This is a genomic window from Niallia sp. 03133 (genome assembly GCF_052663225.1).
In genome coordinates, this window is sequence record NZ_JBQTCY010000014.1 from 129,291 (window position 1) to 140,948 (window position 11,658).

Annotated in this window: 9 protein-coding genes and 2 pseudogenes; 4 read left to right on the forward strand and 7 right to left on the reverse strand. The window is 34.0% G+C overall.

The features are described from left to right. Window positions 1–301: 301 nt before the first annotated feature. Window positions 302–1,471 carry a murein hydrolase activator EnvC family protein gene (locus tag ACTYBU_RS18640; RefSeq protein WP_445492041.1) on the reverse strand — a complete coding sequence of 390 codons (1,170 nt, stop codon included), beginning with the start codon at window positions 1,469–1,471 and terminating at the stop codon, window positions 302–304. Window positions 1,472–1,900: 429 nt separating this feature from the next. Between ACTYBU_RS18640 and ACTYBU_RS18645 the strand changes: the two genes are divergently transcribed. Genes ACTYBU_RS18645 through ACTYBU_RS18655 form a run of 3 tightly spaced genes read left to right on the forward strand, consistent with a single transcriptional unit; the run spans window position 1,901 to window position 4,520 of the window. Beyond that, window positions 1,901–3,280 (forward strand): HAMP domain-containing sensor histidine kinase, encoded by a 1,380-nt coding sequence (locus tag ACTYBU_RS18645; protein ID WP_445492042.1) that lies wholly within the window; start codon window positions 1,901–1,903, stop codon window positions 3,278–3,280. Next, window positions 3,280–3,963, forward strand: a complete 684-nt coding sequence (locus tag ACTYBU_RS18650) for a response regulator transcription factor (protein WP_445492044.1) — start codon at window positions 3,280–3,282, stop codon at window positions 3,961–3,963. The genes ACTYBU_RS18645 and ACTYBU_RS18650 overlap by 1 nt, the downstream gene beginning before the upstream one ends. Continuing rightward, entirely contained in the window at window positions 3,960–4,520 is a 561-nt protein-coding gene (locus ACTYBU_RS18655) for a TVP38/TMEM64 family protein (protein WP_445492046.1), read from the forward strand. The genes ACTYBU_RS18650 and ACTYBU_RS18655 overlap by 4 nt, the downstream gene beginning before the upstream one ends. A gap of 89 nt (window positions 4,521–4,609) precedes the next feature. On the opposite strand, the gene ACTYBU_RS18660 is transcribed toward ACTYBU_RS18655, so the two are convergent. The 4 genes from ACTYBU_RS18660 to ACTYBU_RS18675 all read right to left on the reverse strand — a co-directional run bounded on the left by ACTYBU_RS18660 (window position 4,610) and on the right by ACTYBU_RS18675 (window position 9,124). Continuing rightward, window positions 4,610–5,164, reverse strand: a complete 555-nt coding sequence (locus ACTYBU_RS18660) for a YdhK family protein (protein WP_445492048.1) — start codon at window positions 5,162–5,164, stop codon at window positions 4,610–4,612. A 332-nt stretch (window positions 5,165–5,496) separates the two neighbouring features. After that, window positions 5,497–6,966, reverse strand: coding sequence for a zf-HC2 domain-containing protein (locus ACTYBU_RS18665; RefSeq protein ID WP_445492049.1), 1,470 nt, complete (start codon window positions 6,964–6,966; stop codon window positions 5,497–5,499). Then, window positions 6,957–7,460 (reverse strand): RNA polymerase sigma factor, encoded by a 504-nt coding sequence (locus ACTYBU_RS18670; RefSeq protein WP_445492051.1) that lies wholly within the window; start codon window positions 7,458–7,460, stop codon window positions 6,957–6,959. Before ACTYBU_RS18670 ends, ACTYBU_RS18665 begins: the two co-directional genes overlap by 10 nt. 239 nt (window positions 7,461–7,699) lie before the next feature. Then, a complete protein-coding gene (locus ACTYBU_RS18675) occupies window positions 7,700–9,124 on the reverse strand; it encodes an alanine/glycine:cation symporter family protein (RefSeq protein WP_445492052.1) in 1,425 nt (474 codons plus the stop codon). A gap of 443 nt (window positions 9,125–9,567) precedes the next feature. On the opposite strand from ACTYBU_RS18675, the pseudogene ACTYBU_RS18680 reads away from it, so the two are divergent. Then, window positions 9,568–9,875: pseudogene (locus ACTYBU_RS18680) on the forward strand (ArsR/SmtB family transcription factor). A gap of 630 nt (window positions 9,876–10,505) precedes the next feature. Here the strand turns inward: ACTYBU_RS18680 and ACTYBU_RS18685 are convergent. Both ACTYBU_RS18685 and ACTYBU_RS18690 read right to left on the reverse strand, forming a co-directional pair. Further along, window positions 10,506–10,913: pseudogene (locus ACTYBU_RS18685) on the reverse strand (rhodanese-like domain-containing protein); the annotation flags it as partial. Further along, a complete protein-coding gene (locus tag ACTYBU_RS18690; RefSeq protein WP_445492054.1) occupies window positions 10,876–11,034 on the reverse strand; it encodes a hypothetical protein in 159 nt (52 codons plus the stop codon). The gene ACTYBU_RS18690 and the pseudogene ACTYBU_RS18685, both read right to left, overlap by 38 nt. Window positions 11,035–11,658: the final 624 nt, after the last annotated feature.

Below are 11,658 nucleotides of genomic sequence, written 5' to 3' on the forward strand. Positions count from 1 at the left end.
TTTCATCAGTGGGAGTTTTGTTCATCCCTCACTGATGGTTAGTTGCGGTCCACAGGATGTGGATCACACAAACGTTGCCACAGGACGTGGCGACCTTAGTTTGTGTACCTCTTATCGGACCTTTATGGGCGAGTTTCAACACCTAGCTTCCTCGATTTCTCGGAATCTGGAGGTGGGGGTCTTACTGCCCGTTAAGAGTGGGATAAAATAAAGAACCCGTTTGCTGCATGTAAAACAAACTGGTTCTTTTAATTTTCTCAGCATAATGATAGGCCTATATAGTTTGTATGAAATAGAAATATTACATAGAAATATAATCCAATGGATTTACTGCATTTGATTTGGCTGCATTCCATTCGCCTTTATGCATTTCAAAATGCAGATGTTGTCCAAACGATTGGCCAGTATTTCCCATGATCCCTATTTGCTGTCCACCAGAAACGCTTGCTCCCTCTTGAACAGTTCTACTATCCATATGTGCATATACTGTTGTAAAAATTTGTCCCTTAATAGAATGAGTGATAAAAATAACATTCCCATAACTTGTTGAATAATAAGACCGACTGACCACACCATTTGCTGCAGCTACAATAGGAACATCCGATGGGTTTGCAATATCTATTCCAGCATGGAATTTATTCCATCTCTCTCCTAGTTTTGATGTTAATTGACCTTGAGCTGGTTTTGTCCATTTTCCTAAGATGTTATTGATATTATTCTGATCAGCACCTTGTCCTATTGCTTTTCCAATGGCAGCCTCTTGTGCTGCAAGTACAGATTGTTCTTCTTCCAGGTTTAATTTTTCCTTTTCCATCGTTTCTTCGTCAGCTTTTAAAGAAGCCATGACAGCATCCTTTTCCTTTTTTTGTACATCCAGCTCTTTCTTCATTGCATTCATATCTTCTACATTTTTCTGCAGGTTTTCCAGCTTTGCTTTTACGCTTATCTGTTTGCTTTCTAGAAGCTCCTTATCTTCTATATGCTCACGGATCAAATTTCCATCTGCATTTACTATCGTACTAACAGCTCCTACTCTATCGATAAAATCACGAAACGTTTGAGCCCCCATTAATACATCAAGTATTCCTATGCTCCCTGTCTGCTGGTAGGAACGGACACGTTCTTTTAACAATTCTTCCCGTTTTTTCAGACGATCCTGCAAGTCTGTAATTTCTGTATTTATTTCTTCTATTTTCAGCTTTGTATGAAGAATTTCTTCATTTTTCTCTCTTATTTTTTGATTTATATCACTGATTAACATATCCAGGCGCTTTACTTCTAAATTTATCTTATCTTCTTCACTCTTTAATTGATACAGCTCCTGCTTCGCACTATTTATCTCTGACTCTATTTCCGCCCCATTTATATCGTCGGAAGCTGCAAATGCAATGGAATCATTCATAAATAAAAGGAAAAAGGCTGCAATTCCAATTGATATCACAGAAGATGGCTTATCCAATTGTTTTTTCATTCTCTTTTCCTCTCTCAGCTATCTTTCTATATTTCCTATCTACTTTTTCTTTAGCATGATAAAAAGTTGTATCTAAATGCCATTGGTAAAACCTAACGCTTTATGTATGACAACAAAAAAAATTATAACATCATTTTTTGTCGAATTTTCAGTTAAAAATTTTACAGTTATGTTTCTATGTAATATTTTTGTTTTATAACGATTCTTTTTTTAAAAGTCTAATAGCTAAATATGCTTTGAATATAGACTAAAGGCATTATTTAATATGATATAGTTAGGATAAAGAATCTATCATTCCTGAAAGAAGTCTTTATGTTATAAATCTTATATATTACTTTTTTATTAATAGTGCATTTCTGCATAAAATCTTCAAATTATTGAAGTATTCTACTTGTATTCTTTTATAACTTCCAATTAAGGTGATAAAAATTGAAAAAACTTTCCTTTAAATTAGGCATCGTATTCTTTTTAATTATTTTTGGACTTGAAACGTTTATGTTCTTCTTTCTGCATAATGCTTTAGTCAACTCGAGAATTGAAGAAGAATTATCTTCCTTGCAGGCAAGAGGCAATTCCCACCGTGATATTCTGGCAAAACATTTTGACGTGAATACTATTAGCCATGTTGCATTAATGGAATCTGAAGCCATTACAGACGTCGTTATTACGGATAATTTTGGCACCATATTAGGATCCTCTTTCAAAAATAATCAAATTCAATCCTATTTAAAAAAGCCGCATTCAAGAATAAATGCGGACGGTCAAATAGTAGAAAAAGACTGGAAAAAGAAACCTTATATTATTACCATAAGTCCGATTGGAACAACCAATGAAACAATTGGCTATGTTTATATGTTCCAAAAAACTGCGTCTATCCAATCTTTAATAGAAAGATTAAATCAACATTTTTCACTTGCTGGTTTAATTGCGCTATTGCTTACATTTATCGTAATCATCATCTTAACAAAAGCCCTTACGAAACCACTCGTGAAAATGAAAGAAGCCACCTATCAAATCAGTAAAGGGAAGTTTTCCGTTACTCTTCCCAAAACAGGAAATGATGAATTAGGAGAGTTGGCTAAATCCATCAAATTATTAGCACAGGACTTAAATTATTTAAAAAAAGAACGGAATGATTTTTTAGCCAGTATTTCCCATGAATTAAGGACGCCTTTGACTTACATAAAGGGTTATTCAGATATTGTAATGACTAGAAATCTTACTAGCAAAGACCAAGAGAAGTATTTGCAGATTATAGTAGAAGAAGCAAACCGCCTTTCTTCCTTAATTGAAGATTTATTTGCTTTAGCAAAAATTGATAAAAATACCTTTGTTATTCAAAAACAAAAGGTTTTACTTAATGATTTGCTGAAGAAAATGGAACTTAAGCTTTCTCCTGCCTTCAAAGAGAAAAATATGAGTCTTGTAGTCCATTGCCCTGAAAGGACTTATTTATATGCAGATCCATCGAGACTTGAACAAATTATAATTAATTTATTGGATAACTCTATCAAGTATTCATCGATCGGCAGTGAAACATTGATTACAGTCACTCCAAGGAAGAAAACCACTGATATCATCATTAAAGATAACGGGAAAGGAATACCTGAAAAAGATCTTCCTAACATTTTTAATCGATTTTACCGAGTGGAAAAGTCTCGGAAAAGATCTTTAGGTGGGACGGGTCTAGGATTAGCCATTGTGCAAGAATTAGTTTATGCTCAAGGCGGATCTATTAATGTTCATAGCAAACTAAATAACGGTACAACCTTTACCTTAACTTTTCATACTAATGGAGCTGAAAAATAATGAAAAACATCCTAATAGTGGACGATGAACCACAAATGTTAGACTTGATTTCCCTTTACTTATCGCCAGAGGAATATCATTGCATAAAAATGAGCTCCGCCATTGATGCCATCATTTATTTAGAATCCAATCCTGTTGATCTTATATTACTGGATCTAATGATGCCAGAAATGGATGGTTGGGAAGCGTGTAAAGAAATGAAAAAATATTGGGATACCCCAATTATTATGCTTACTGCAAGAACGGAAAAACAAGATATAGTAAAAGGCTTAAACATTGGTGCAGATGATTATATTTCGAAGCCTTTTGATGGAGAAGAACTTGTAGCAAGAATTGAAGCCATGTTAAGAAGGAAAAAGAAAAGTTTTGAAAAAATTTTTTTTGAAGGACTTTCATTAGATCAGGAATCTTTCGAATTACACTATCAAGAGAAAGAAATTGCGATGACCCCAAAAGAATTTGCAATGATGAATCTTTTTCTTCAAAACCAAAATAAAGTTTTCACAAGAGACCATTTAATAAACTCCATTTGGGGATATGGAGTAACGACTGAAGATAGAACAATTGATTCCCATATTAGAAATTTACGCGACAAACTCCGAAAGTCTGGATTTCCCGCTGAAGAATACTTATTGACTGTTTGGGGAGTTGGGTACAAATGGACAGGAAAGGACAGTAATTGACAGACTATACCCTTATTCATTTACCGTCCAACCCCATTTTAGTAGGCATTATCAGCATTATTCTAAATATATTAATTGCCATATTCGGTTTCCTGCCTAGTGCTTTTCTTACTGGTGTAAATATACGTTTTTTTTCTTTTGAAGAAGGATTGATTATATCCATAATCGGAGAGTCATTAGGGGCTTTCATTAGTTTTATTTTATATCGAAAAGGAATATACAAGATAAGGTCCTCTAATAAAAATAAGTGGAATATTTTAAAGAAATTGCAGCATGTCTCACAATTTGAAGCTATCTTTCTAATTATTTCTTTAAGGATTCTCCCTTTTGTTCCTTCAGGAGTAGTTACACTAACTGCAGCAGCTAGTAAAATTCGAATTGTTCCTTATACGATTGCCAGCACAATAGGCAAGATTCCTTCTTTATTTATAGAAGCGTATTCTATAAGTAAACTTTTATCGATAAAATCATCTTTTCTGGAGGGGAATATTATTTATATTACTATTATACTTTTATTATTAGTTATTTTTTTAAAAATGAAGAAAAAGAAAAAATGAAGAAAGATTACATACATGAATAGGCTGCAAAAAAAGCAGCCTATTCTTTCATTCTACTATTCTAAATAGGATTATCTTGTTTTAAACAATTATTTTGCTGATAATTCACTTTCTGTAACCCATTGATGATTTGTTACTTCTTTCCCTCCGGTAGTAGGTTTATAATCAACCATATACACCGTCGTTTTTTCTGATGAGTCTATTTCCGCTTTTGCTCCATCCATGCCATCCATATGATCTGCATTAATAGTTACTTCTGTACCTGGTTTTAATGGTTCATCACCAGCATTTTCAATCTCCTCTTGTATGACCCATTTATGATTTGTAACCTTTTCCCCACCATTTGTAGGGGTGTAGGAAATAGCATAGACAGTAGTATCATAAGCACCAATAATAGTAGCTTCAGCTCCATTCATACCTTTCATATGGTCTGCATTTATTATCGCTTGACTTCCAACTTTATACGTTGGATTTTCTTTTACTTTTAACCCTTCTGGCAATTCCCCTGTACCTGAATGCATTTCTTCCATATCCATATTTTCATGTGAGCTTGTATCTTTCTTTTCATTAGAGCTTGAGCAAGCTGCTAATATAATCATGGATATGATCAAAAACATACTCATTATCAATTTGTTTCTTTTCATTTGAATTCTCCTCACTATTTGTTTTATGTATTTTGTTTAGTTAGTAATTAATTTAGAATTTTCATCACCTCTCCCTTCCTCTTTTTATCTAACATCAACTTACAATAAAAAAATGCAAAAAATATGCAGAAGTACAAGCTTCTGCATATTTAACCGTTCAATTTCAGTCAAAAACATAAGTCATCCATTCCCTCAAGACTAAGTAAATCCGTCACATACTTTAGAAAAGTAAAAAAACAACCAATGAACGTGTTTCAGCCATCAGAAACACGTTCACTATGGTTATTGCTATCTTTCAAATAAGAATGCTTAAACAAGTGTTCTTCCAATTATTATTGCTCATTATTATAAATCCTCTCTTCTTTTAGGGTCCTGCTTGAAAAAAACTTCCCTTCCTCCAAATCCTCTAAAGACGGATTCATGTAGACCAATTCATATTTACCGGTAATTGCTGAATAAATGATGACTGTTTCTGTAAGATTTTTATCTCTTAAGAAATCTTTATCCACTTTTATCGAAGTATCCGTCTTTTTAAATTCATCAAAATTAGGGGCATGATGAAAATGATAAAATGTATCCAACTTACCCGTTCTTGCATCAATATGCAGAAGTATATTTTGATCAAACGGTGCATAAAATTTATTTCCATTAACAACTGGAACTGCCTCATAGCTATACACCTTAAATTTTGGATCATTCGAATTAACGTTATAGTTAAAGCCTAATGAGACCAATTCAAACTTAATATCTTTTCCATAAATTTTTTCCATCCACCGTGCCGCTTGTTTATCTGCACTCACTTTATTCATTACCGGCTCATCTGTTAGGTTAGAACTGCTGTAAAGTTTAAGGATTTGACCGTTTATTCCATCTATGGTTCCGGAATAATTACCTGAAATCGTCATTTGATAAGTATATGGATTCTCATTTAGCGGGCTCATTTTTTCTAATTTAATTTTTTTATTTGGAATTTTTAGTATATCCGCTATCTTTTGTTTAAGCTCCGCTTCCTTTAAAGGTTTTACTTCTTCTGGGAGCTTATGAAAACGTGTATAGCTATCACTTAACAAATTGATTTTTTTATAAAAAACATCCATTTTCTCCACATTAAAGGTCTCCAGATAAGAACTGTAGCCGTGGTGCATTTTTTGATATTCTTTGGCAGCAAGCTGATCCAGCTCATTGAATTCTTGTAGGATAATGCCAAAAGCTTTCTCATCTGTTTTCGACCACATGCCTTGATCGAAGCGATATTGCATGATTTCCAACATGGCATTAAACCTTGAAGTATTTAGATACAAAGAATAATCAGTATTTTTTAATTTATGTTTTTCAATAAAATTAAAACTCTCTCCAAGCTCCTCTCTAGCTGCAGATAATTGATGTATTAATTCTTGAATATTCTCCAAGTCGCTGTATTCCTTGTTTTTAATGGTTTCAAACATACTCGGGAGAGTTCTTTCCGTACCATAGAAGGTTTGTATAGCTTGAAACAGCTTTTCCCGATCATTTTTATAATCCGTTAGAACCATAGTTAAAATAACACCAATCAAAAATACAGTAATCCATTTAAATCGGGTCAATTTAATCTTTAATATAAGTTTATCGTCCAGCGAACTAGACGGATTGTCTTTATCTGCCAACTCTTTCAGATCATAAAATCCATCCCCATTTTCATAGCTTTTCCTGCATTCTTCACATTTTTGCAAATGGTCTTCTACCGCTTTTTTAACGGTAGGACTTATATCGTTTTCCATATATAAAGGATATAAATCCTTCACCACGTCATGATTTAATTCCATTCTTCCTCTCCCACTTCCTGTTTGTATAATTCCCGAAATCTTTTCCTTGCACGGTATAAACCAACTTTCACTTGAGGTATTGTTTCATTGGTAACTAATGAAATTTCTTGATAAGTTAATCCATTGCCATCCCGCAGGATAATATATGTTCGATAGTTTTCTGGCAGTTTCACCAGAACTAGTTTAATTAGGTGTTGTTCATGTAAGCGATGGTATTGATCCTGTGGAACGCCCCATTCCTCTATTGTTTCGGTTTGTATTTCTAAAAGATTTTGCTTTTTTTTACTAAAATTGATATATGTATTACGTGCAATTCTGAGCAGCCACGTCTTCATGGATGCATCCCCGCGAAAACGGCTTAAGGATTGGAAAGCACGCAAAAAAGTATCTTGTGTTAAATCTTCGGCAATTTGTTTATTTGATGTTGTTCGATAAAGATACAAATATACCTCGTTTTTATACTTCATGTATAACTCCAACCTTGGATCAGACATTACTCTTACTCCCCTCTGCCTATATAGACAGATAACTCTTTGAATAGTTACAGTGGTAAATAGAATTTCCCAAAAATATTTCACTTATTGCCTTTAATGTTAAACGAATGAATTTTTATTATAATAGACACTGTCGAATTGATCTCCTTATTTAAATTAAAATAGAATAAATAGCAAAAAAACAGCCACCATTCTTCAATTTGAATAAATAGTGGCTGTTAATTATATTGGTTTAGCAGTTACATTACATTTCTTTTTTTATTTTGAGAGGAAGTTGGCCATCCCTCAATACCTTCAAGATTTTCAATGCTGTCTTTATAAAAGTGAGGATCCTTGCCAGCTTTTTTCTGATGGATATAATCGTTCAGCGCAGAAAAGGCAATTTTTGATAAAAGCAAAATCGCAATTAAGTTGACGATCACCATAAAGCCCATAAATAAATCTGCCAGGTCCCAAACCAGCTGCACTTTGGCTACAGCTCCAAAAAGAATCATGGCAAGTACACCAATACGGTATACCATTAGCGCTATCTTATTCGTATTTAAAAACTCAATATTTGTTTCCCCATAGTAATAGTTGCCGATTAATGTGCTAAATGCAAATAACAAAATCATAAGGGCGAGGAAACCAGGGGCCCACGAACCAATATGAGTTGCTAGTGAAGCTTGCGTCAACTCTATTCCGCTTAATTGCGTTTGTTTATAAACCGGCGAAAGCAGCACAATTAACGCCGAACTAGTACAAATAATCCCCGTATCGATTAGCACGCCTAAAGCTTGAATTAATCCTTGTTTAACAGGATGGCTTGTAACAGCTGTTGCCGCTGCATTTGGTGCACTCCCCATCCCTGCCTCATTGGAGAATAGTCCCCTTTTGATCCCATTCATGATGATAGCAGCAAATGATCCCCCAAGTGCTTGATCCAAGCCAAAAGCACTTTTGAAAATCAACATAAGAACGCCTGGGACTTCTGTAATATTTATGATGGTTATAAACAATGCAATGCCGATATAAAGAACTGCTAAAACAATGACGATATACTCGGATGCTTTAGCAATGCGTTTAATGCCCCCAAAAATAATAGCAGCAAAGACAACGGTCATGATAATACCCAATGTAAGCCGATCAATTCCAAAAGAGTTTTCAAATGCGACTGAAATCGTATTGGACTGTACTGCATTGAAAACAAGACCGAAAGAAAGAGTAATTAATACAGCAAATAAAGCACCCATCCACCGCTTTTTTAAGCCTTTTTCCATATAATAGGCAGGACCACCGCGGAAACCGTCTTTGTCTTTTATTTTATAGATTTGTGCCAATGTACTTTCAACAAAACTGGAAGTAGCACCAATTAATGCAATAACCCACATCCAAAAAATAGCGCCAGGTCCGCCTAGAGCAATAGCAATGGCAATACCAGTGATATTCCCAGTTCCTACCCGAGCTGCCATGCTGATGCAAAATGCCTGAAACGGAGAAAGACCAGACTTTGAATCAGTCTTTCCTTCTTTTAATACAATAAACATTTCCTTTAACATACGAAATTGTAAGAACCGTGATTTAAACGTGAAATAAAAACCGGTTCCCACTAACAAAATAATTAACAAATTAGACCATAAAAAATTGTTCAATGCCCCAATGGCATTTATTAAAGCTTGTTCCAATATCATTTTCCTCCTCACAAGAAAAAGCGCAAGATCTCTGCTCAGCCCTGAAGAAAAATATTCAATTAACCCAAAAGATGGTTTTTACTTTTAGAGGCGAAGAATAATTTTTCTTAGGCACCGGAGCTGGACATCCATCTAACTTAAGGTATTAAATTCTAATAAAAAACGGAGATTACACTTGTTATAACCATACTGCCATTAGATAAAGAAGTAATGGCCAAAATACAAGTCTAAACTATAACGTCCATCGATATCATACTGTCTATCCTATAAAAAAAGACACAATCCTATAAAAGCGTTGTACCTTTTTAGTGATTTTATTTATCCCACTCTTAACGGGCAGTAAGACCCCCACCTCAAGATGCCGAGCAATCGAGGAAGCTAGGTGGAGGATAACTGCCCGTAAAGTGTGGGATAAAAATGAATGAGGTGAATTTTTTATGAAACAACAGGAATATTCTTTTTTATCACCTGATGCAGTAGATGAAGCTTCTCGCACTTTCAAAACATTAGCAGACCCACTAGGATAAAAATATTATATTTACTTTCTCAAAAGGAATGCTCTGTTAATCACATAACTAAAGTATTAGGTATGACACAATCAGCCGTTTCCCACCAATTAAGTTTTTTAAGAAATCAGCGTCTTGTTAAGTATAGACGTGAAGGAAACACTTTTTATTATACCTATGACGATGAACACGTTATTACAATATTAAACCAAGTTTTAACACATATTAAATGTAAGTAAGGAGGTTTAATTTATGGGACATCCTCATAATCATGGACAGGACCATCACGATCACTCTCACAGTCATAACCATTTCGAAGAGTCGAGAGCAGGAAATAAAAAATACACCAGATAATCTGGTGATCTTTGAAATTAAGAAAAATTAATATAATGTTATTAGTGAGCCTCCAATTGCACCTGTTACAACAATAATGTATTAAATCATGCTGTCGACAAACGCTCGATTTCTTCTTTGTTCACCTTACTTGGATGCTCATTTAAGAAGGATCTTTTCGTATAAATTGTTATTATTTAACCCACAGCCTGAATACACTTCGCTTTCCACGGGGCTACGCCTGAGCCGCTTCGTCGTTTCACTTCTGCTTTCTTCTCGCCTGTCTCGCTAATCCCGCAAGAGTCTACGTGTATTCATACAGCTCATATTTCTAAAAGGTTTTTCAACTTATTAAAAAGCAACAAACGTTTAGAAAACAGCCTTATTGAAAGAGAGGATGAACGACTAAATGCGCAACATCCTGTTGCACTGTTGCACCGTCAATTGACTTCTATCCTGCAAGTCTGCAATTTGTGTATATACTACTTTGTCTGCTCTCTGATGTAAAAGTTAATATTAAATTTCTTATTACTTTATTATTTTTGCTTTCCAATGTAACTTTGGTAGTTTTTATTTCCACCAGAAAGATTGTAAATATCATTAAATCCCATATTACGTAGGACATTTTGTGTAGCATTACCGATAACACCACTATTACAATACGTTACGATCGGTGTGTTGGGCTTCAGTTCTTTTGCTTTTGTGCGTAAATCTCCAAGTGGAATATTGATAGCACTTTCCACCTTTGATACGTTATATTGTTTGGCAGCACGGGTATCAATCACTTGAATTTCTTCGCCTTTTACTATCCGTCCATTTAACTCTTTAGGAGTAATCAATTTATTTTTCTTTTCAATCGCATTTTCTAAGGCCATCCCTGTATAGTGAACCGGATCTTTTGTTGTACTAAATGGTGGTGCATAAGCAAGGTCTAAATAGAATAAATAGGAAGTTTAACATTACTTCATCTTCTAAAAGTTCCTCATGCTCTATACCAAAAGACTCTTCTTCAATTTTTTCCAAGTCTAATTCAGTTAGATTACTTTTTAAGTTAAAAGGATCCATTTCTATACCTCCAAACAGCAACATAATATAACTATTATACAGCAAAGAAGTAAGTAAGACTAAATACACAATAAAAGTTGTTTGAAAAGAGATTAGTAAAGTTATGAAAATGTTAGTTTAAAACTCGCATATGAAATTTCTGTTAAAATCATTAAAAACTGGTAAATTATCTTACAAGTGGGGAAGCATTCTTGTATTAAATGAAGTTATAAAAGAAGTTTGTAAATAAATATACTTAAACTATCGGGCGCTTTCCCTAAATAAAGGGAAGGCTTTTTTCTAATGTCGCTAAAATGGCAGGATAGCTTAAGTGAAAAAATTCACAAAAAACGTTTTGCGAGGTGATACTGCTACTAAATGTTCGTGAATTTTTTTGTATAAATAGTTAATATCCGTTAGTTATAAAGTTCTTGAGTAAAAATTTAAAAATCTATATTGACTAAACAGTCTAGAAAGTGATATGATTAATTCATCAAGAAGAGGAGCTGCTTTAATAATTTTTTTACAGCAGAATCTTTATTTTTTGATTATATTAGACTGATAAGTCAAAAAAGGAGGAATAAGTTATGAAAAATCAAACATTAAACCAAGAAGCAGTACGTGAAGGAGCGCAAGAGGCATTTC